The organism is Sphingomonas sp. PAMC26645 (assembly GCF_004795835.1).
Taxonomy (GTDB): Bacteria; Pseudomonadota; Alphaproteobacteria; order Sphingomonadales; family Sphingomonadaceae; genus Sphingomonas.
The window spans coordinates 1,804,571-1,824,948 of sequence record NZ_CP039249.1 but is presented as its reverse complement, the minus strand read 5'-3'; the positions used below and the strand labels follow the sequence as shown (position 1 = coordinate 1,824,948).

Here is a 20,378-nt window from a genome sequence, read left to right as displayed (position 1 = left end):
CGAGCCTTAGCGAGCGCGACGCGAGGAAACCAGCCTCGCGTCCGCGCCCGTGACTGGAGAGCCTAGGTCTGCTGGTTCATGATCTTGGCGATCTCACGCGAAACCATGTCCTCGACCATGTTGGGAAGGTTGGCGTCGATCCATTCGCGCAGCATCGGGCGGAGCATTTCGCGCACCAGGCCTTCCAGCGTGCCGTCATTGCCTGTCTCGGGTTTTACCATCATCCGCGTCAACGCCTCGAGCGGCGCGCGTGTTGCAGCGGCAGTGTGGCGCGAGACGATCGGCTCGGCCGCGGCATCGGTGGCCGGCTGCGGCTTGGCACTCGGCGCGGGCTTTGGCGATGTCATCTGGGGGGCCATTTGCGGCGCAGCGTGGCGTGGCTCGGGCGGGGTATCGGCAGCATTGAGCACCGGGGACTTGGGCGGGCGCGGCGTACGATCGGGCATGGGGTCGCTCAGTTCGAGAATCTCGTCGTCGTCATGGTCGCCGTCGAAATAGGCGGGATCCAGATCGACCGGCGCGGACGTCGCGCGCGAAGGCCGTCGCGACCGGCCGGGCGTATCGCCCTCTTCCGCGATGATGCGTTTGATCGACGAGAGGATTTCCTCCATCGACGGCTCGCCGTTGACATCCCCCATCCGGACCATCCCAAACCCCGTAGCCCCGCGCGCCCCTATTGGCGGCTCGGCGCGTCCTTACCTGTCGTCAAGGCGGGGTTCCTGTCAACCGGCGTATCGAGCAACGGGTCGTACTGCGCCTGGACCGTGGCGTTCTGCGCGGGCGACTGCGCAGTGCGGGTGGCGACCGGCACCGGCTCGCCGTCGCCACCGAAATCCCAGATCTTGTGGCGGACGCGGTTGTAGTTCGCGACCGGATCGTAGAGCACGCCGCCGTCCAACCCGAGGTCGCGCGCCTCGGCCTGGCCCATCGCGGCTAGCAGTGCGAAGCCCGCGACATACGCATCGCGCCGCGCGGTCACGAGCGTGACCTGGCTGTTGAGCAATTCCTGCTCGGCGTTGAGGATGTCGAGGATCGTGCGCGTCCCGACGCTGTTTTCGGCGCGGACGCCTTCGAGGCTGAGCTTGTTGGCGTTGACCGCGGTTTCGGACGACTGGATCACCTGTTCCGACGAGCGCCAGAAAGCATAGGCGGAACGCGCCTGGGCGATCACGTTGCGCTCGGCTGCGGTGACGTTCTCGATCGCGCGCGACTGGTACGCCTCGGCCTGGCGAACCTGCGCGGCGGGGCGCCCGCCCTGGAACAGCGGCAACGTCAACGACAGCCCGGCCTGCACCGCCTTGTTGGCGTTGGGGATGCGGTTGACGTCGTTGGGCACCGACGCGATCGAGCCGAGATAGTTGGTGTAGCTCGCGCCACCGACCGCACTGATCTGCGGAAGCCGGCTCGCACGGGCGACGCCGACATCGTAGCGGCTTGCGTCCCGCTCCTTGGCGGCGGCGATCAGCGCCGGGTTGTTGTCGATCGCGACGGTCACGGCCGAGGCCGGACTGTCCGGCAGATGCGGCAGCGTCGGCGGCGTGTCGAGCGTGCCCGGCGGCGTCCCGACCAACTGGATATAGCTTTCGCGGCTGGATATCAGATTGGCTTGTGCGGACTGAAGCTGCGCGCGGGCAAGCGCGAGGCGTGCTTCGGACTGGGCCACGTCGGTGCGGGTCAGGTCGCCGACCTGGAAACGGTCGCGGCTGGCCTGGAGGTTGACGTCGAGGACGCGGACGTTCTGCGTGTTCAAGCCGACGATCGCCTCGTCGCGGATCACGTCCATGTATGCCGCGACGACGTTGGTGAACAAATCGGCTTCGGTACTCCGCAACGTCGCGCGGCCACCCTCGACACGGGTTTTCGCTGCGGCAACCGAATTGCGGACCTGCCCGCCCTGGTACAGCGGCACCGACACGTTCGCCCGCGCAACGCCCTGACGCGGCGGCGCGAGGAAGTTGTTTTGGCCGGTGACGAGGAATTCGGTGAGATCGCCGGTCGCGTTAGCCGACGGCAGCCCCGCCGCGCGGGCGATCGGCACGTTCTCGTCGGTCGCGCGCAGGGTAGCGCGCTGCGCCGTGATCGTCGGGTTGGTATTGTACGCCTTGACCAGCGCCTCTCGCAGCGTCTCCGCGTGGAGTGGTGCAGCGCTATACGTCAGCGCAACACTCAGGAGCAGACTGCGGAGAAGTGCGGCGCGGGCCATGGTTTTCTGCTCAGAACCGGAAGGGTTTGGGGGCGTCGAAGCCAGGCAGGCTCACGCATTCGACATCGACGAACGCCGAGAGCGCAAACCCGCCATCGGTCTTGCGCCCCGATGCGAGCCGGGTCAGCCCGCGCTCGGCGATCCCTGCGGTGACGCGACCACCCGACTTGACCTGCGCGATCAACGCGTCGGGCACGGTCTCGATCGCCCCGTCGACGATCAGCACGTCATAAGGCGCGCCGGCAGCGTGGCCGTCCTGCATCGGTGCCTCGACGAGTTCGACGTTACCGGTTCCGGCAAGTGCCTCCCGAGCAATCGCCAGCAAGGCAGGATCGCTTTCGACCGCGACGACCGAGCCGACGATCTCGGCCAGCACCGCCGCGGTATAGCCGGTCGCGGCACCGATCAGCAGGACGCGGTCGGTCGCGGTCAGATAGGCTTCGGTGAGCAGACGGCCGGTCGCCATCGGCAGGTTGGCGTAGCGTCCACGTCCCAGCGGGATCGTCGCGTCGCGGTATGCGAGTGCGCGGACGTCGGCGGGCATGAATGCCTCGCGTGGCACGCGTGCCATCGCCGCGACGACGCGCTGGTCGTTCACCGCGTTGGTGCGCAACTGGCTCGCCACCATCGCGTGACGCATCGTGTCGAACGTTGCAGGAGCCATGGACACGGTAGTCCCGCCGATCTCATGGGTATCGGCAGCGAGCGAGGGTGTATCGAGAGTCGTCGTCGTCATGGCGCATCCTGTCGCACAACTGTTTTAGCCACGCAATACACTTGTTTCGGATCGCTCCGATATCGCGCGGCCGGATATGGTCCGTCTGTTATCGCGTGGGCGCGGCAACGCCAAGCATCGGTTGGTCGGATTTCGCCACGATTCACAGGGGCGTCGGCGGGCCCGCGGGGGACCGGGAGACGCCCCGCCCGCCCGTGTGACACCGAGATGCCGCGAACGGGGCGTCGAGGGCGCACGAGAAATCCCGGCAACACCTCTGCGCCTGTCCTTAGCACCCGATCGCGGAACCGTCCCGCGAAATGACCCGCTGTTGCGTCGCGCGGGTCGAGTCGCGCGGCTGCGCATCGCGGGCCGGCGCCTTTTCGATGTCGTGCAGCACCTGCGTCGGCGATCCCAGCACTGCGTTCCGCGCTCGCAGGCTTGCCTTCAGGAACGGCTTGGTCAGCGCCATGAAACGCCGCGGGGTCATTCCCAGGAACGTCGCCGAATCGCGCAGGAAATGCGACGCATCGAAATAGGAGCGGTCGATCGTCGTATAATCCGCCTCGCCGCCGGCCATCATCAACCGGACGAACGATCGCAGGAACCGTGCGCGCAAGAGGAGCATCTTGGGCGGAAACCCGAAATGGCGCACCGACAATCGCCGCAGCGCGTGCGTCGGTATGTCGAGTTGTGCAGCGGCGGACGCGATGTCGGTCGGGCCATCGGTCGCGAGTATCTCCATCAACTGCCGGATCTGCGGCGCATCGGCATGCGGCGGCCCCAGCCGCGCGAGCAACATCGAATCTAGGATGGGCGCGACGGCGGCATCATCCGGCGCGCCCTGCAAGCCCGCTACCAGATCGCGTGTGAAGGCCTTGCCGAGCACGTCTTCCAGCAGCACGATGCGATTGCGGAAATCGCCGGCCGATCGCCGGAACAATCGTGCCCATCCCAGCGCGCTGATCCCGAAGCCGATCATCACGCCGCCATGCGTGACCGCCTTCAACGCCTGGTTGGTCGGCCCGAACAGGCTCGCCACGGGCAGCGGATCATAGGTTCGCCGACCGATCGAGACCGCGATCGGCCCCGCATCGATCGCGATCCGCACGTTGGCGGTCGCCGGCAGGAACCAGTCGACCTGCCCCGCTTCGCTCCCCGTGTCGGTTCGATAGACGTGATAGCCGGTGATATAGTCGGCGAGCGCGGCAGCGGGCCGGTCATACCGGATTGCCATGCCGGACGGCATCGCGAACACCTCGTCATCTACACCCGTCGTATTCGTGCCGCCCGCAATCCTGTCCGTCTTCAAGCGCCCGCCCCCAAAACTCATTAGCGTCGTTGCACTTAACCCTAAGCAAAGACGCTGACGTGTGCGAGTCACGATACGAGGCCAGGGACGAGGCGGGGGGCGGTAGCGCGCGACGCTTACCGCCTGCGGCGACGTGCGAGTCGAGGATAACCAGATTATTCCGCTGCGGACCGCAACTGCCGGTTGACCGCGGCGGAAAAACGAAGCATTTGCGCCGCCTTCACGCAATCGGGGCCCGATGGCGGAGTGGTGACGTAGAGGACTGCAAATCCTCGCCAAAGTCCCACAGAACTGCGGTAGTTCGCACTTTTCAGCCTATTTACGGCTCACCGAAATTCAATGACTTACGGACCGACTGCGAACTATTTCGCCGTCGGTTTGCTTGCGAGCGAGCCGTTGGGACCGCCCGCCCCGCACCCCGGTTGGCGAGCGGCTCGCAGTTTACTTCCGGACTCAAGGCTGAGTTCGGACCCGGACCCGGCGATAGAATGGAAGTACATCGGCTTCCGGTTGGAAGCACGTTTGGAACCACGAAAACGGCTGATTTCCGGGGCTTTGGAATGGGTGGAATAGGTTTGCGGGGTGCCCTCGTACGCATGCGCGCCTGCGCATGTGCGCACGAGACTACCCCTATTTGTCTTTCCACTACTTCCAAAACTCTACTTCTTCATAACTACTCAATCAAAAAAACGGCTGAATTCCGCCGTTATTTGCCATGCTTTGGCTTGCTAAAATGGAAGGTGCACACATGTCTTACGACCTCCGCATGGAAGGACGCCCCCTTCCGATCACGCTCGCGTCACCGTTTGAGCGTTTCTACCGGTCATCTGTCCGCCACGTGGGCGGCTCGCGTATCCGCGCTCGTGAACTCTGGGACAGCTACCATGCGTGGGCAAGGTTGAACGACGAACCGACGATGACCTTCAGCGCTCTTCGTCAGCAGATGGAATTGGCGGGCCATCGGCGTATCCAGAGCAACGGCGTTCGTTATGTCGATGCCGGGTTCGCCGCATCTTACCCGGACATTGCTGATAATCTGCCGAACCCGTTTCGCGGATCACCACAGTCAACGACGACGACGGATGCGAGCCCGCTGTTGAGCAAGCTTGACGCAGCACTCGCGGCGTTGCTCGACCTTCGCCACGCGATCATTGCCAATGGCGACCGGGCGAACCCTGCGGAGGCGGCGCAGCGTGTCCTGGGATTGTTCGAGCGATGACCGCGCCAGCTACCTTGGCAGAGCAACTTGCGCGGGTCGCAGTCGACGCGACCGACCATCCAGCCGACGCAGTAACAGCGCTCATGAAGGCGGGCGGCATCATCCTCCAGCGCACCTTCGGGGCTGACGAGGCGGTGCGGATCATGGCCGAGGTTGAACGCGACTGGACTAAGTTGCGAACGGGCTCCGACGTGGTTCGCCATTGATTGGCCAGCCGACCCCACCCCCAACGGGTCCCTTCCGGGGGCGTACGGCAGTCGCGGGTGGATTGAGCGCGTGTAAACGCTGTTCAACCCCTGTTCCGAATTATGAACTTCATGAACTTGAACTCTGCAAACTGGTGAACTCATGACAATCATAGAAAGAGTCTTTGACTTTGACGAAAAGCAAGCGGCGCGAATACTTGGGATCGCTCCGCGCACTCTTCGAGCTTGGCGGGTCGCCGGCAGGATCGGCCACACTCGGACGCCTACCGGACGCGTCCGCTACAGCACGGATCAACTCCTCGCAGTGGAACGGTCCGGGAGGGTGGCTGCCAAGCTAGGCATGGAGGGTTCGGGGCGCGCCGCTTAATCGGCGCGATGACACATTCAGCCGCTTGTTGCCGCATTCTGCCGCACAACGGTAATCGACGCTCGACCGATCGCGGGCGATTGGTCGGCATGACAGACGCTCCCCGCAATCGAGTACGCACCTTTTCAGGGCATGCCACCGTCGCCAACCCCGGCCGCGCAACCGTCGCTGCTGTCGTCGAGCGACTTTTCCCGGTCACCGGAAGCCCCGCACCTATTAAACTTGAGCGGCTTGTGACCGCCCCGCAGGGGACGCGGCAACTGTCGCTTCAACCCAAAAGCTGGAACGCCGAGGCGCGGACGCTCGATGTGGTCTGGACTACCGGTGCACGAGGGGCGCGGTTCAGTTTCGACACCTTCGATGTGGTTGACGAGGAACTGGCGACCGCCCCTGGCAACGTCCGCCTCGACCGCCTCAACCGGGGTGCGCCGGTCCTGAACACTCATCAATCGGGCGATTTAGGCGGTCAGATTGGGATCGTCGTTCCCGGCACGGCAAGAATGACGAACGGCGAAGGCATCGCCACAATCCAGCTATCGGCCCGCGACGACCTCGCCCCGATCGTCGCCGATATTGCGGCCGGTATCATTCGCAATCTGTCCGTTGGCTATGCCGTCCACGTATTCGAGGTTGATCCGAAAGCCCAACCACGTCCGCTTTACCGGGCCGTGGACTGGGAGCCGACCGAAATCAGCTTCGTCCCGGTCCCGTTCGATGCCGGCGCTCAGGTCCGCGACCTGCCGCACGGCTCCCACACCTGTCTCATTCGCACCACTTCCACAAAGGAAACCAAGCTCATGTCCATGACCAACTGGATTTCGCGTTTCACTGGCACGCGGGCCGCGCCGCCCGTACCACCTGCCCTGTCGGTCGATCCTGCGGGCGGCGCGGCGACGGAAATCTCCTATTCCCGGCAAGCAACGATTCCGTGGCTCCGCGAGTACACCCAGACGGCGAGTGAGCTGATGGATTTGCCATCGGAGCTTTGCGCAGATCTGGCGCTCGAGATCGCTGAGCGGTCGCTGACGGAGGGGCAAGCGCGTGATGCCGTGATGGCGATCGTTGCCGAACGGCAGCGACAGGCAACGAGCAACGTTCGCCACATCCCCGGTGGCGTGGGTAATACTGGGGTCTCAGGCTTCGCTGGGGAGGCGGCGCGTGCGCTCGCATCCGACGGTCTACGCAATTTCGACAACCCGCACTTTCATGCACGCGCGATCGAGGAAGCGCTGTTTGCCCGGATGAGTGGCACGGCGCCGACCGAAGCGGCTCGCGAGTTCATGAATATGAGCATGGTGCAGATCGCGGGCGACCTGGCGCAGCGGCGCGGCCTTCGCGATGTCCATCGCATGAACCCCACTGATGTTCTCAATGCAGCCGCGTGGAATAGTGGCGGTGGTAAGCGTAGCTTTATGCATGACAGCAGCTTCGGGCGCGACATGGCTGGCATGCATACCACGTCGGATTTCCCCGAATTGTTGTTGGGCGCGGGCGAACGCTTCCTACTGACGGTCTTTCAGGCTGCGGCATCGCCACTTAAGCAGATCAGCCGTCAGCGGACGGCACGTGACTTCCGCGCGCTTACCGGAATTCAGCTTTCCGGGTACGGGACTCTGGACGAAACGCTCGAAGACGGCGAGATTAAGTACGGCACTTTCAAGGAACGTAAAGAAACTTACCGCCTCAAGACGTTTACGAAGGGCTTTGCCCTCTCGCGTCAGGCGATCATCAATGACGACTTGGGCGTTTTTAGCGATCCCATGATCATCATGGCTCGCGCGGCCGCTGAAACCGAAGCGACCCTTCTTGCCGATCTTATCAACAGCAATCCGAGGCTGAGCGACAACTTGCCGTTGTTCAGCGCGGCACACGGTAATTTGGCGGCGGTAGGCGGTAAGCCAACGGTAGCAACGCTCGATGCCGGTCGCATGGCGATGCGGAGCCAAAAGGATCTCGACGGGCGGACGCCGATCGCACCCGCTCCAAAATACATCGTTTCGGGGATCGATAACGAGACGACCATTGAGCAGATGATGACGGCACTTCAGACCGGCACCTCCGCTGATGCCAATCCGTTCGCTGGTAAGCTCACGCCCGCAGTCGATCCGCGCCTCGATCCGCGCGCGTGGTTCCTGTTCGGCGATCCCCTTACGGCGCCGACGCTCGAATACGCCTATCTGAACGAGCAGACCGGCCCGAAGGTCGAGATGCAGGACGGCTGGGACGTGCTGGGAACCAAATTTCGAGTTTACATGGATTTCGGGGCCGGCGCCGTCGACCATCGTGGGGCTTACAAGAACCCCGGCGAGGCCATCGAATAACGAAAGCGAAGCGCGGATATCCGCGAACAACCGGGACCGCGCTCGCCTAGGCCAGAGGCGGCATCATCCCGGCGCGGTGGCCTCCGGCAGGCCATAAGCTGGCGGCACGCTACTTCCGTGCGTTGCCGCCAGCAGCCTCCCCAATTCACTGAGAGGCATGACATGAAAAAGCCAACTGCAACTAAGATCGAAAAGCTGATCGGGACCGCGATCCGTGGCACCGGCAAGACGATCTTCCTCGGTAACGCTCGGATTTGCGATCTCGAAACGGAATTCGATTTGCCGTTCCGCCACGTCCTCGAACAGGTCGCCAACAACGTCGACGTGCGGACAATTCGCACGTGTCTCGCGCACGGTCTCCGCAAGCATCACGCCGACGAGGCGACGACCGAGCATGTCGACGCGATCATCGATCAAGTGGGGGTTGCTGCCGTCGCTGCGGCGATCGTGGCGGAGTTCAATTTCTCGATGGGCGGCGCCGCGGCTCGCGCGAAGGCGGCCTAAGCGGTGGCGGGCAACGGCCTGATCGGCTCGCTACGCGTCACGCTCGGCGCAAATACCGCCGAGTTCGATCGTGCCATGGATCGAAGCCGGCGGACCGTTGCCGACACCAGCAAGGGGTTTTCAGGTCTGCAACGGCAGGCGGCAGCGAGCGGTAACGCGCTCAAAGCCGCCTTTGCTGCTGTTGGGGCCGCGTCCGTCACCGTCGCCGCGCGATCGTTCCTGAGCCTCGCGGATGAGTCCAAGAACCTCAACGCGCAGCTTCAGCTAGCCACGGCGCGCAGTGGATCGTTCGCCAAGGCGCAAGAGGACGTGGCAAGGATCGCCGGGGTCACTCGGGAGGGTCTTACCGCTACAGCCGCCCTCTACGGCAATTTCATGCGGGCTACAGAGGCCCTTGGTGCGAAGCAATCGGACGCGGCTCGCGCTACCGAGACGTTCGGCAAGGCTCTCAAGATTGGCGGCGCCGATGCCAACGCTGCGGCGTCCGCCACCTTGCAGTTCGGGCAGGCGTTGGCCTCGGGCGCGCTTCGCGGGGACGAGTTCAATTCGATCGCCGAAGCATCGCCGCGAATCGTGCGCCTCATTGCGGACGCTATGGGCGTCACGCAGGGCGCGGTGCGCGCGCTGGCGGCTGAGGGCAAGCTTACTAGCGATGTCCTGTTCAGGGCGCTCACAGACAAGAAATTCACGGCTGGCATCGATGCCGAGTTCGGCAAGCTTCCCGTGACGTTCGACCAAGCCATGACCCTCGTTCACAATGCGGCGGTCACGACGTTCGGCGCGTTCGATCAAGGCGGGCAATTCTCGACTATGGTTGCCGATTTCATCGGTCGCGGTGCCGATGGATTCGCCAGCCTATCAACATCGGCTGAACAGTTCGGGCAGGATACCCGGTCCGTTATGGCCGGTTTGGGCAACGTCTTTGATCCCCTACAGACGGGTGGCTTTGCCGTGTTCGACGCCCTCGGCATCCGTATTCGCAGCGTGTCCGACCAAATCCACTCGATGCTGCAAAGCTTCGATCGGGTTGGCGCGGCAGCGGCCGGGGTCGCGAATTTCATCAACGCACCTGGGAACGCGGCGCGATCGCTGGCGGGCAAGCCGACGACGACGGTTTACGGATCGAACCTCGCCGGCCGCTTCCAGTCGGGCATGAAGCTATCGGCCGCGCAGCTGCGGCGCGACGCGTCGGCACGACGGCTGGAAGGCATGGGCTACGTCGTTCCTCGGAATGCCGATGGCTCGATCAATGAGGCGGGAATCAAGCGAGTGCCACGCCCGGCGCTGGTACGATCGCCAACGCCGGTCGCGAAGAAAACCAAGGAAGCGAAAACGCCAAAGGGCCGCGACACCTCGGCAGACGATGAAAGCTACGCCGCGAAGCTGGCCGCGATCCGGGCGGCGGGCCTTCGGGCGCAGGCCGATCTAACCGGCAGCTACGAGGCTCAATACCGCGCCGATATGGACAGCCTCGACGCCGATCGCGCCGCCTACGCCAAGCAACTTGCGACCGATGCCCGGTTGACCGACGCGAAACGCGCTGTCCTCATGGCTGCAAAGGATGAAGAACTCGCAATCCGGCGCGCTAGCGTCGAGCAAACGCGTTCGTTCGCAAAGGCTGACGAAACTTATCAGTTATTCTCCGCTGCAAATGAAGCTCAGCAAGACATTACGCGTGCGCAAATAGACTTGGCCGATAGCGCGCAGTCTCGCCGGGATGGTGAATTGCGACTGTTGTCGCTACAGAAGAAGCAAGAGGCAGCGGAACTCGAACGCTTGATCGCTACCACGCGAACGACTGATCCGGATTGGCAGAAGGCGCGGGACAAGCTTGCAAACTTAGATGCAACGTATGACCATAAAGAGGATATGGCCCGACGCCAGCATGCAACACCGGCTGAAAACTACCTATCCTCTTTGAACCAATCCGCCTCAGCGTTGTCGGAGCGAGTAGAGGACATTGGCGTTTCTGCGATGAAGGATCTTAATTCGGAGCTATCCGACGCGATCTTAGGCGCAAACTCGTTGTCCGACGCATTTACCAACATGGGGCGGCAAATCGGTGCGGCGCTGCTCGATATCGCAATTCAACAAGCGGTCATCAAGCCGCTTGCCAATAGCCTGTTCGGCGTTGCGGACGCGGCTGGAAACCGTTCTGGCGGATCATTCGCCGGTATCGGCAAGCTGCTCTCGCAGACGTTCGGCGGTGGCAAGGCGACGGGCGGACCTATCGACCCGTCCAGTTGGTATGTCGTCGGCGAGCGAGGACCGGAGCTATTCGCACCTGGCGTATCGGGAACCGTGATTCCGAACGGCGGGCGCGGCGATCGGGGCGGCGGTGGCGGCGGACGCGTGCAGATCGTGCCGTCGCCCTACTTTAACGCTATCGTCGACGGCCGCGTCGTGAACGGTGCCATGCCGATCGCGCAGGCTACGATGGCAACCGGCATGGCGGAGGCGGGGCGCGCGAACGCTTGGCGCGCGCGGCAGTCGCTCGAATGAATTTCACGATGAAGGTCGAGGGGCTGGACGAGCTAGGCAAGGCCCTCGGGGAGCTAAAGGCATCGTTGGCTAAGCCGGTTATGCGTCGTGCTGCCGTGAAAGCCCTGGGACCGTTCCTAAGCGAGGTGAAGCGGCTTGCGCCGGTATCCGATACGGAGGGCGGCGCACTGCGTGACAGCTACGTCATCGGGACGGCTGCGAAGCTTACCGCGCGCGAGAAGGGCAGAGCGCGCCGGGAGCGCAGTAGCGAAGTTGAAGTGTTCGCTGGCACGTCCAACCCGGCCGGTAAGCTGCAAGAGTATGGAACGCGCTTTCAGGTCGCGCAGCCCCATGCCCGACCGGCTTGGGTCATATCCCGCCAGCAAGTGCTAGTGACGTTTCAGACCGAACTGGCGGCGGACATAGCGAAAACGGCCGCTCGGGCTGCAAAGCGGAAAGCTAAGGCAGAAGCTGCTGGAAGCTCATGACGCGCGAAATCCATCCCCTTGGCGGAGGATGGCTTGCGCTGCACGGTTAATTTGTGCATCTCGGTCCGTGGATGTGAAAGTCCGGACCAGTGAGGCAATGTATCCCTTTGGCGAGGGAGCTTGCCTTAGCAACACGCCTTGGCGGGCAGGTTGCTGAAGAGCGTGGATTGGCGTCCACCGCTCATTGCCGACTTATGTCGGGATGGCGGCGGATATACAAGACCCTTTCGGGGGGAAAACGCTGCACCTGTCTCACTGGCAGGCTTTCACCATCCCGGCACCAAGTCCGCAACTTGGGCATGGCTGTGAAAGGCCGGAACCAGTGAGAGCCACTATGTCCGAGGATAACCTCTGCCGTCTGGTATCAGACGAAGTCGCAAATGAAATTGATGCGCTGAAGGTAAGATGCCGGCGGGTCGATACATTACTTTCCATCGCAGCTTCTAACATCAAACGCTTTCGCGAGAGCCTGACACGCTCCGGAAACCCGGTCGCTGAGTACGGCGACTGGGAAGAGTTCGATGATTTGCTCGGGCTTGCCAACGAACAGGCCTTTGCGATCGAGATTGTAATCGATGCGTTTAACGCGTGCGAATATCGCACGGTGAACGCGTCGTGAGCCCTATTCCGTCAATGCCGGGGGGTTCTCTCCCCGCTCGGCGCCATCGCGACTGTCGGCAGTTTGAGAGCAGCCTTGTAACAAGGGGGCCACCCCTCCCCCTCTGTGACACCATCCTTGCGATTGACATCCATACTCACGCGAGTAAGGCGGTTGCGAGTGGAGATTGGTCGATGAGCGAACTTGCATGGATTGACACGAGGGTTCTGGGCTGGCGGGACATGATCCGTACTGGCGTAGACGATCGCCAGTTGCGGAATGCCATCGATCGCGGAACCCTGAAAATTGGTGAGAAGCATCGCCTAGGCCACCTCACCTTCAGCTTTCGAGAGCGCTTCACCGTCTCTCTTGTCGAAACCCTCACCCGCCTTTGGATGCCTGTAGGCACTGCGGCGATATTCGCGAAGCAAGCCGAGCCGCATCTAGAGCATTTTCTAGATATCGTTCGTAGTAGCTTGACGCCAACGCTTGATGATTTGGGCGATCCGTTAGACTTCCGCTTGATCATATCGCCAATGGAGGGTGGCGCAGGACTTTTCTACCGGTTGAATGGTAAGATGTGGTCCCCTGATCCGAGTAAGGATGCCAACGACCTTCCCCCCTTCTACGATTTGGCAATTACCGCAACCGCAGTGCACGTTTCGATTACTGACGCGATTAGGTCTCAACTACACTTTGTTCTTGAACACGTAGCAGAAGACGGCGCGGAAGTCCTTCCAAATGGAACCCCGGCAAGCTTGGCCCCTGAGACGGGGTCCGGGGGGAAGAATCATGACTGATCGACTAGACCTTCCCGACTGGCCTCGCTGGATGCCCATCAAACTCGCAGCGGCCTATCTCAGCGTCAGCGAGAACACGTTTCGTTCGTTCGGCATCGTGCCGATCGAACAAGGCCGCTGCGTTCGCTACGATCGTCGCTCGCTCGATCTGTACGCCGATCGCGTTGCAGGCCAGCCGATGACGCCGGCCGAAGGCAGGCGCGCCGCGAAGGACGTAGAGAGCGCATTCTTGGAACGCCGCCGAAACCGTGGGTAAGAACCTAAAATACACTTATTTGGCAAAGGGCCGGTATTGGCGTTTCCGCCGCGCAGAACTGGACGTGCCTTTGCCCGGTTCGCCCGGTGATGCCGAGTTTCATGCGCGGTACGCCGTCCTGCTGGCGATGGCTCAAAGCACCCCAAAGGCCGCGCCTTCGCGATCGTCGTGGACGTGGTTGGTTCGGCAATACCTCGCCAGTGCCGAGTACGGCGCGCTCGCCGAACCTACCCGCGATGACTATTCCGGAACGTGCGAGCTGATTATCGAAGAGCTTGGCGAAGAGCCCTTCGCGCTGACGACTAGGAAGATGATCAAGGCCGTCCGTGATTCGTATCGGGCAACGCCGCGCAAGGCCGACAAGATCCGGCAGATGACTAGCCGGCTCTACAGTTGGGCCGACGAGGCAGAGCTAGTTCCGGAGGGCTTCAACCCGGTGAAGGGGCTCAAGAAGCTCAAGCACAAGGTCAATCCTTACGTGGCGTGGTCGGACGAGGAAATCGAACTGTACCTCGCTCGCGCGCCTTTGCATGTCACTACGCCGGTATTGCTGGCGCTCTACACCGGGCAACGCGCGTCGGATGTCGTCTCCATGACGTGGAACGACTACAAGGGTAACACCATCCGCGTCCGGCAGGATAAGACAGACGAGTTTCTAGATATCTACTGTCACCCGCGCTTACGCGACCACCTAGACCGCCTGAAGGCCTCTGGGGGGAAGAAGGCCGTCGTGATGGCTCTGAGCATCGTCGGCAAGTCCTACACTGCTGGGAGCCTGTCCCAAGCGCTCGCACGATCGATCCTCGCGATCGAGGAAATGCCGCATCGAACCATGCACGGCCTCCGATATGCTGCGGCCGCGCAACTGGAAGAGGCCGGATGCACGATCGCGGAGATCGCGGCCGTCCTGGGCCATCGGACCTACCAGATGGCGATGAAGTATATCGAGCAACGCAAGGCCTCGAAACGAGCCGGTGAAAAGCTGGAGGCGCGGGCGTGATTGCGAACCCTCTCCAAAAAAGTGCGAACTATCTTCACACGGGCGTTGACGCGGATGCAGAAACCACGCATTTGCGCCGCCTTCACGCAATCGGGGCCCGATGGCGGAGTGGTGACGTAGAGGACTGCAAATCCTCGCACCCGGGTTCGATTCCCGGTCGGGCCTCCAGTGAATGCCGGTTTTGATCTTGGGCTGCCGAAGATTTCATAACGAGAAATGCCGGCCCCCACCCTGGTGGCGGGGGCGATCGTCCAGACAGCGACGTCACGACCCTTGTCGTTTTGGGACACCCGGACTTCGGCACCCAGGACCGGCGGCACCAGCGGAGCGTCGTCCGCAGCGGCGTCTCGACCTGAATGAACCGCAAAGTCTGTCTTGTTGTTCGTGCCGCAGCCTGAGCGACTTTCAGACAATATGGCTGAGCCCAAAAGCTTGGCCGCGCGTTGAACTGGCAAGGAGATGACCATGATCGACGATCCGAAAACCGACGACTCAACCCCCGCCGAAGAGGCAGAGGAGTTGGAAAAGGTACAGGAGGACGCCGCCAAGGAGCGTGAGGAAAACGGCGGGTACCAATAGGCTTCGACACACTGCCGGCAATCGCCTTACCCCCCATGGGCGGCGATTGCCTCTGCCCTATCCGTGCGACTCACAGACGCGATCCTTGTCGGCCACCTTTCCCGCTTCATTCGAAGTTAACGTGCCGCTAACTCTCAATTTCCGGAACGTTAGTTCTTCGATGCGGCTTCTACGCTCATCTACAACCTGTCCCCGACTGGAACTGATAATGAGCACGAACCTGGTATCCGCGGTTTTCGATAATCATGCAGACGCCGAGCGCGCCGTGTCCGAGCTTCGCGCGGCCGGCATCAACGACAGCGCCATCTCCATCGTTGCCCAGCATGACGGCAAGAACACCACCACGGACGGTAACGGCGACACGCAGGAGTTCGTCGGCAAGGTCGCGGCCGGCGCCGGGATCGGCACGCTGCTCGGCATCGCAGCCCTCGCCATTCCGGGAGTCGGCCCCCTCGTTGCCGCCGGCGCGATTGCGTCCGCGGCCATCCCAGGCGCTGCGATCACGGGCGCGGCGCTCGGTGGCGCCGTTGGCGGGCTGGAGAAGGTTATGACCGATCACGGTGTCAGCCGCGTCGATGCCAGCTACTATGAAGGCCGCATCAATGAAGGCGGCGTGTTCGTCTCCGTCGATACCAGCGCTGCCGGGATCAATGCTGAAGATGCCGCCGACGTCCTCTATCGCTCGGGTGGGCACACATCCACGCGGACGAAGGTTTCGATGGCGTAATCACCGACGTCTCCAACACCGATCTAGCCGAAGGGGCGTTCCGATAGCGGGACGCCCCTTCTGTTTTCGCTTGATAGATCGGTCATCCTACCCTGCCCCAGACGCATTCTTGCGCCCTCGGGGCAACTGCTGACGTGTCGACAATCTCATCCGATACTGCCGCTGATACGGCCCCACCGAACCGCCGAATGACGACCATTGCCGTCTAGACGGCCATCCAATCGCTCTCGGCATCGTCGATCGCGGCGAAGGCGTCACCATCGGCCTGTTGCTTGCGCAAATGTGCGCGCACCGCCTCCGGATCGCCGTTCTTGGGAAAAGTCCGATCCGCACGCGCCGCCTCGGCGATACCGTCGACCCAATCGCCGCGGTCGCGCTGCGTCAGCAGCCACTTGCCAAACGCGGGCTTAGGCTCCTGCTGGTCGTCGTCGTAATCGGCCATGATCGTGTCCTCGAATCGTTGGAACACTCATCGCATTGGATTGATGTTCCCGCAATGTTCTTACGGATCAAACTGGATCAGATTTAGATAGGGACACGCCACAACCGGCAACCCGATAAGCCCGGAGGGAAGCGGCGATCGGAGATGCGGTCCTCGGAATGGACGACCGACATCTCCAAACCCTCAAAATGTGCGCCTAGTTCACGCCCTGTTTGCGCGCGCCGACAATCATGCCCTTTGCGATCTTGCGAACGGCTTCGTCGTCCTTGGTACCGTCAGTCGCCGGATCACCGAGGTGGTCGAGGCTCTGTTCCATGAAATCGAGGAGCCCGGCGTGCCGCGCTTCGACATATTCCATGACCTTGAACAGCAGATGCTCCGTGGCGATCTCGCGCTGCCGGGTCTGTGTCGCGTCGTCGGACATCACGACGCCTCCGTCGGCGTTGGCGCGCCTAATTTCTGCGCGACTCGCGCTACCTCTTCGTCTTTCGGCTCCTCCGGCAGTTCTTCGCCCGGCAAGAGCGCCTCATCGGGAATGCCCGGAGCCGTGCCGGCAATCGGTTCGTCGATGGCGCGCTCGTTCGCACCGTCCGTGATCTTCTCTCTCGCTACCATGTCAGTCTCCTTCGTTGCGCTCAAACGCACAACAGACGGTACGGAGCCACGTCATGACCAAGGATCGTAGATAACGCAGGTTGAGAGATCGATGGCTTGGCGCCGCCGGTGCAGCCCTGAACCGCCGGCATCGGGCGCGTCAGGCGGCGTGCTTCTTGGCGAACTCCGCAAAATATGCGTGCATGGTGGGATCGGCGATCGGCGCGATCAGCCTAGCCACGTCGTCTGCAACCGCACCGTCGCCGCGCAAGGGTCTGCTAGGCTGATGACCCATTGCCCAGTCAGGAAAGCTGCGCTCGGCAATCGGGCGGTTGTCGAGTGTCACGGCGGCGAAGTGGCGTCCGTCGGCCTTGATGCGGTCGTATGTCTGCACAACAGCATCCGCCGGTCCTTCGAGCGCCTGCAGGAACCGACGTCCGCCGACAACCAACAAGCCCGTCACGCCGACAGCCGCATTGTTACGCCGCGACGCGCGCAGCACACCCTCGAGCTCGGCCTTCGACAGCACGGAGCGGGCGGTACTGATGTAGATGAGACGTATCAACGCGAACTCCTTCGAGTCCGACGTAACCGCCGAATCTAAACGTCAAATTAAACAGGAATTGCAGCCGTGTGATCGGGACAGGTCAGCGCATTTGCCCGTAGAAGCACCGCCCCCCGCACCGTCATCCGACCCACCGGACATGGTCGCTGCCGACAGAAATCGAGTATCGACCACGGCGCGAATGGCTGTTTTTCGGTATCACGCCAGTCTTGAGGTAATACGTCGCACGGCCTCATCCTTGCTTTTGATGCCGATCTCGGCTGTTGCCCGGCGATGAATATTCCCGCGCTGTATCATTCGGTTATTCTCTGGATCGGAGACGGCACTGGCCTGCCCGATGCGATCCTCCATATCCATGCCGGGCTTATCATCCTCATGCTGATGCGGCTCGTCAGCGGCCGGTCGTTGGGGACGCTCATCCCCTTGCTGGTCGTCGTCCTGGCGGAACTTGGCAACGAGACGCTCGACTACCTCAACTACGGCATGCGCTGGGCCGACACGCTTTCGGATATCGGCAACACCATATTCTGGCCCCTGGTCATCAGCCTGGGCGTGAGATTGCGCCCCATGGTCCGACGAGATCAGACCGTTCGGTAAGAACGCGGGTGTCGAATCCGACGGTGCACCGTGGTGGTTGGACCGAAGTAGATGCATGGAGCCGGATCGTTCGAGATCGGTGTTCCGTCATCGACGGAAACGGCTCGCTCGAGAAAAGGGAATAACGCGCGCGAGCCGCAGTCCGGATGGCCGGATACGGTCTTGGGACGTAGCCGGCTCGGATTTCATGCGCCTGCAAGCGTCCGGGATCAAGCGCTTTTTTGAACTCGGAGTATGCCGACCCGCCTTGGTGACGAGCCAAAGATTAGGACGAGCCGACATACCCGCGCATCAACCAACGGACGGGCATGTCGGGCGCATTGTTCGAGACATCTGAACGCGTTGCGGCGGATCCCCTTATCGAAGGCACGACACAATCAGATCAGTGCATCCAAGAGGCCGATCAATGGACGATCGGCGGGCGGCATCGGCAGCGCGTGCATCTCGTTCGGCCTCACCCAGCGTAGTGCGGTGGCTTCGAGCGCCCGCGGCACGCCGGTCCATTTGCGCGTGATGTAGAGCAACAACAGCAAATGGCGATCGCCGAGCGGCGCGCTGGCGAACGTGGCGGGCGCGAGGCAGGCGTGCGGCACGGTGATCGCCAACTCCTCCTCGAGCTCGCGGATCAACGCCGCCTCGGGGGTCTCGCCAGGCTCGACCTTGCCGCCGGGGAACTCCCACAGACCCGCGAGCGACTTGCCTTCCGGACGTTGCTGCAAGAGCACGCGGCCTTCGAGATCGACGAGCGCGGCCGCTACGACAAGCAGCAACGGCGCGGCCGGGATCGGTCCCGATACGGACGGATCGTTGGTCATTCCTTAATTTCCCCGCGATTAGACCGCATCCATGAGCCCTATATCCGTCGCGACGCATGCCGTCATCCGAACGATCGCGCGCGTGCTGCGTGAAAACCGGGGTGCGACTGCGATCGAATACGGGCTCATCATTGCGCTGGTCGTGATCGCAATGATCGCCGGCCTCACCGCGCTCGCCGATACGACGACGGGCATGTGGGGCAACGTCAATAGCAAGGTCGCCAACGCGCACTGAGCCGAACAAGAAACGGCGGCCGCCTTAAACCTTTCTCAACAAACCACTTGTATCTCTCAAATCGCTGATCCGGTCCGTCCGGTGCAGCCGGGTGACACAGACGCAATCGAAACGATGGAGACCGGAATGAAGACGATCCGCAAGTTTTTCAAGAATTCCAAGGGTGCGACCGCAATCGAATACGGCCTGATCGCCGCGCTGATCGCCGTTGCCGCGATCGCCGCGATGCAGGGCCTGGGCACCAGCCTGACCAAGACGTTCAACAACGTCTCGACCAAGCTGAACACCTCGACCACGTAATCATCGCGCTGGAGAGCGGCGCATGCGCGACCGCTCTCCAGCACGACTTGCGAGTTCAAAGGGCGGCGGAACCTCGGTTCCGCCGCCCTTTCTGCGTGGCTCAGAGACGGCCCATCTTGAGGAACTTGGCTTGGCGGTCCTTGCGAAGTTCGCTCGGCGTGAGCGGCGCGAGGTCCCTGAGCGCAGACGACAGAGCGTCGGCGAGCGACTCGATCGCGGCTGCACGGTCGCGGTGCGCGCCACCCAGCGGCTCGGGGACGATGTCGTCGATCACGCCGAACGACTTCAGGTCTTGCGCAGTGATACGCATCGCTTCGGCGGCCTCGGGGGCCTTGTCGGCGGTGCGCCACAGGATCGACGCGCAGCCTTCCGGGCTGATCACCGAATAGACCGCGTGTTCGAACATCAGCACGCGGTTGCCCGCGGCGAGCGCGACCGCGCCGCCCGAGCCGCCTTCACCGACGATCGCCGAGACGATCGGGACGCCGGCGTTGAGGCAGGCTTCGGTCGAGCGCGCGATCGCCTCGGCCTGGCCACGCTCTTCGGCCTGGATGCCGGGGAACGCGCCGGAAGTGTCGACCAACGTGACGATCGGCAGGCCGAATCGGTCGGCGAGTTCGACCAGACGGATCGCCTTGCGGTACCCCTCGGGCTTGCCCATGCCGAAATTGTGGCGGAGGCGGCTCGCGGTGTCGTCACCCTTCTCGTGGCCGAGCACCATGATCTTACGCCCACGGAACGTTGCGAAGCCGCCGATGATCGCCTGGTCGTCGCCGAAGGCTCGGTCGCCCGCGAGCGGGACGAACTCGTCGAACAGCGCGGCGACGTAATCCTTGAAGTGCGGACGCTCGGGATGGCGCGCGACCTGCGTCTTCTGCCACGGGGTCAGGCGTGCGAACGTGTCCTTCAACAGCTTGTCGGACTTCGCCTGCAAGCGGGCGATGTCGGTGGCAAGGTCGACGCTGCCTTCGGCGGCGGTGTCGCGGAGTTCGTCGATCCGGCCCTGGAGTTCGGCGATCGGTTTCTCGAAGTCGAGGAAGCTTGGCATCAGCGG

At 62.6% G+C, this 20,378-nt stretch carries 24 protein-coding genes and 1 tRNA gene; 15 read left to right on the top strand and 10 right to left on the bottom strand.

The annotated features are described in order from the left end of the window. Positions 1-62: 62 nt before the first annotated feature. The 4 genes from E5673_RS08625 to E5673_RS08610 all read right to left on the bottom strand — a co-directional run bounded on the left by E5673_RS08625 (position 63) and on the right by E5673_RS08610 (position 4,230). On the bottom strand, positions 63-638 hold the full coding sequence (locus E5673_RS08625; RefSeq protein ID WP_210731825.1) for a DUF2497 domain-containing protein: 576 nt from the start codon (positions 636-638) through the stop codon (positions 63-65). 35 nt (positions 639-673) lie between these two features. Then, positions 674-2,203 (bottom strand): TolC family outer membrane protein, encoded by a 1,530-nt coding sequence (locus E5673_RS08620; RefSeq protein ID WP_136189679.1) that lies wholly within the window; start codon positions 2,201-2,203, stop codon positions 674-676. A gap of 10 nt (positions 2,204-2,213) precedes the next feature. Then, the gene (locus tag E5673_RS08615) at positions 2,214-2,867 is read right to left on the bottom strand and encodes a protein-L-isoaspartate O-methyltransferase (RefSeq protein WP_056063358.1); all 654 of its coding nucleotides are present in this window, start codon (positions 2,865-2,867) and stop codon (positions 2,214-2,216) included. Between the two features lie 340 nt (positions 2,868-3,207). Then, positions 3,208-4,230, bottom strand: coding sequence for an AraC family transcriptional regulator (locus E5673_RS08610; protein WP_136189678.1), 1,023 nt, complete (start codon positions 4,228-4,230; stop codon positions 3,208-3,210). Positions 4,231-4,945: 715 nt separating this feature from the next. On the opposite strand from E5673_RS08610, the gene E5673_RS08605 reads away from it, so the two are divergent. From E5673_RS08605 to E5673_RS08545, 12 genes are all read left to right on the top strand, one after another. Then, positions 4,946-5,449, top strand: a complete 504-nt coding sequence (locus E5673_RS08605; protein ID WP_136189677.1) for a hypothetical protein — start codon at positions 4,946-4,948, stop codon at positions 5,447-5,449. Beyond that, positions 5,446-5,655 (top strand): hypothetical protein, encoded by a 210-nt coding sequence (locus E5673_RS08600; protein WP_136189676.1) that lies wholly within the window; start codon positions 5,446-5,448, stop codon positions 5,653-5,655. The genes E5673_RS08605 and E5673_RS08600 overlap by 4 nt, the downstream gene beginning before the upstream one ends. Positions 5,656-6,111: 456 nt before the next feature. Continuing rightward, positions 6,112-8,343 carry a prohead protease/major capsid protein fusion protein gene (locus E5673_RS08590; RefSeq protein WP_136189674.1) on the top strand — a complete coding sequence of 744 codons (2,232 nt, stop codon included), beginning with the start codon at positions 6,112-6,114 and terminating at the stop codon, positions 8,341-8,343. A gap of 162 nt (positions 8,344-8,505) precedes the next feature. Next, positions 8,506-8,847: a hypothetical protein gene (locus tag E5673_RS08585; RefSeq protein ID WP_136189673.1), complete on the top strand. Its 342-nt coding sequence runs from the start codon at positions 8,506-8,508 to the stop codon at positions 8,845-8,847. Positions 8,848-8,850: 3 nt separating this feature from the next. After that, positions 8,851-11,349: a tape measure protein gene (locus E5673_RS08580; protein WP_136189672.1), complete on the top strand. Its 2,499-nt coding sequence runs from the start codon at positions 8,851-8,853 to the stop codon at positions 11,347-11,349. Next, positions 11,346-11,816, top strand: coding sequence for an HK97-gp10 family putative phage morphogenesis protein (locus tag E5673_RS08575; RefSeq protein ID WP_136189671.1), 471 nt, complete (start codon positions 11,346-11,348; stop codon positions 11,814-11,816). The genes E5673_RS08580 and E5673_RS08575 overlap by 4 nt, the downstream gene beginning before the upstream one ends. A 334-nt stretch (positions 11,817-12,150) precedes the next feature. Then, positions 12,151-12,435, top strand: a complete 285-nt coding sequence (locus E5673_RS08570) for a hypothetical protein (protein WP_136189670.1) — start codon at positions 12,151-12,153, stop codon at positions 12,433-12,435. Positions 12,436-12,608: 173 nt separating this feature from the next. After that, positions 12,609-13,214, top strand: coding sequence for a hypothetical protein (locus E5673_RS08565; RefSeq protein ID WP_136189669.1), 606 nt, complete (start codon positions 12,609-12,611; stop codon positions 13,212-13,214). Beyond that, positions 13,207-13,470, top strand: a complete 264-nt coding sequence (locus E5673_RS08560) for a hypothetical protein (RefSeq protein ID WP_136189668.1) — start codon at positions 13,207-13,209, stop codon at positions 13,468-13,470. The genes E5673_RS08565 and E5673_RS08560 overlap by 8 nt, the downstream gene beginning before the upstream one ends. Continuing rightward, the gene (locus E5673_RS08555) at positions 13,463-14,470 is read left to right on the top strand and encodes a tyrosine-type recombinase/integrase (RefSeq protein WP_136189667.1); all 1,008 of its coding nucleotides are present in this window, start codon (positions 13,463-13,465) and stop codon (positions 14,468-14,470) included. Before E5673_RS08560 ends, E5673_RS08555 begins: the two co-directional genes overlap by 8 nt. A gap of 94 nt (positions 14,471-14,564) precedes the next feature. After that, positions 14,565-14,638, top strand: a tRNA-Cys gene (locus E5673_RS08550). A gap of 619 nt (positions 14,639-15,257) precedes the next feature. Further along, a complete protein-coding gene (locus tag E5673_RS08545; RefSeq protein ID WP_136189666.1) occupies positions 15,258-15,776 on the top strand; it encodes a general stress protein in 519 nt (172 codons plus the stop codon). 205 nt (positions 15,777-15,981) lie between these two features. On the opposite strand, the gene E5673_RS08540 is transcribed toward E5673_RS08545, so the two are convergent. From E5673_RS08540 to E5673_RS08525, 4 genes are all read right to left on the bottom strand, one after another. Then, the gene (locus tag E5673_RS08540) at positions 15,982-16,218 is read right to left on the bottom strand and encodes a hypothetical protein (protein WP_136189665.1); all 237 of its coding nucleotides are present in this window, start codon (positions 16,216-16,218) and stop codon (positions 15,982-15,984) included. 196 nt (positions 16,219-16,414) lie between these two features. Continuing rightward, positions 16,415-16,642, bottom strand: a complete 228-nt coding sequence (locus E5673_RS08535) for a hypothetical protein (RefSeq protein ID WP_136189664.1) — start codon at positions 16,640-16,642, stop codon at positions 16,415-16,417. Beyond that, positions 16,642-16,833, bottom strand: a complete 192-nt coding sequence (locus E5673_RS08530; RefSeq protein WP_136189663.1) for a hypothetical protein — start codon at positions 16,831-16,833, stop codon at positions 16,642-16,644. The genes E5673_RS08535 and E5673_RS08530 overlap by 1 nt, the downstream gene beginning before the upstream one ends. A gap of 139 nt (positions 16,834-16,972) precedes the next feature. Beyond that, entirely contained in the window at positions 16,973-17,377 is a 405-nt protein-coding gene (locus E5673_RS08525; protein WP_136189662.1) for a BLUF domain-containing protein, read from the bottom strand. A gap of 273 nt (positions 17,378-17,650) precedes the next feature. Here E5673_RS08525 and E5673_RS08520 point away from each other — a divergent pair, with 273 nt between their 5' ends. Continuing rightward, a complete protein-coding gene (locus E5673_RS08520; RefSeq protein ID WP_136189661.1) occupies positions 17,651-17,974 on the top strand; it encodes a hypothetical protein in 324 nt (107 codons plus the stop codon). Between the two features lie 377 nt (positions 17,975-18,351). Here E5673_RS08520 and E5673_RS08515 read toward each other — a convergent pair whose 3' ends face one another. Beyond that, positions 18,352-18,789: a (deoxy)nucleoside triphosphate pyrophosphohydrolase gene (locus E5673_RS08515; protein WP_136189660.1), complete on the bottom strand. Its 438-nt coding sequence runs from the start codon at positions 18,787-18,789 to the stop codon at positions 18,352-18,354. 31 nt (positions 18,790-18,820) lie between these two features. Between E5673_RS08515 and E5673_RS08510 the strand changes: the two genes are divergently transcribed. Then, positions 18,821-19,024: a Flp family type IVb pilin gene (locus tag E5673_RS08510; protein ID WP_136189659.1), complete on the top strand. Its 204-nt coding sequence runs from the start codon at positions 18,821-18,823 to the stop codon at positions 19,022-19,024. A gap of 126 nt (positions 19,025-19,150) precedes the next feature. Continuing rightward, positions 19,151-19,324 carry a Flp family type IVb pilin gene (locus tag E5673_RS08505; RefSeq protein WP_056063336.1) on the top strand — a complete coding sequence of 58 codons (174 nt, stop codon included), beginning with the start codon at positions 19,151-19,153 and terminating at the stop codon, positions 19,322-19,324. A gap of 100 nt (positions 19,325-19,424) precedes the next feature. On the opposite strand, the gene E5673_RS08500 is transcribed toward E5673_RS08505, so the two are convergent. Further along, positions 19,425-20,372: an acetyl-CoA carboxylase carboxyltransferase subunit alpha gene (locus E5673_RS08500; protein ID WP_136189658.1), complete on the bottom strand. Its 948-nt coding sequence runs from the start codon at positions 20,370-20,372 to the stop codon at positions 19,425-19,427. Positions 20,373-20,378 lie beyond the last annotated feature (6 nt).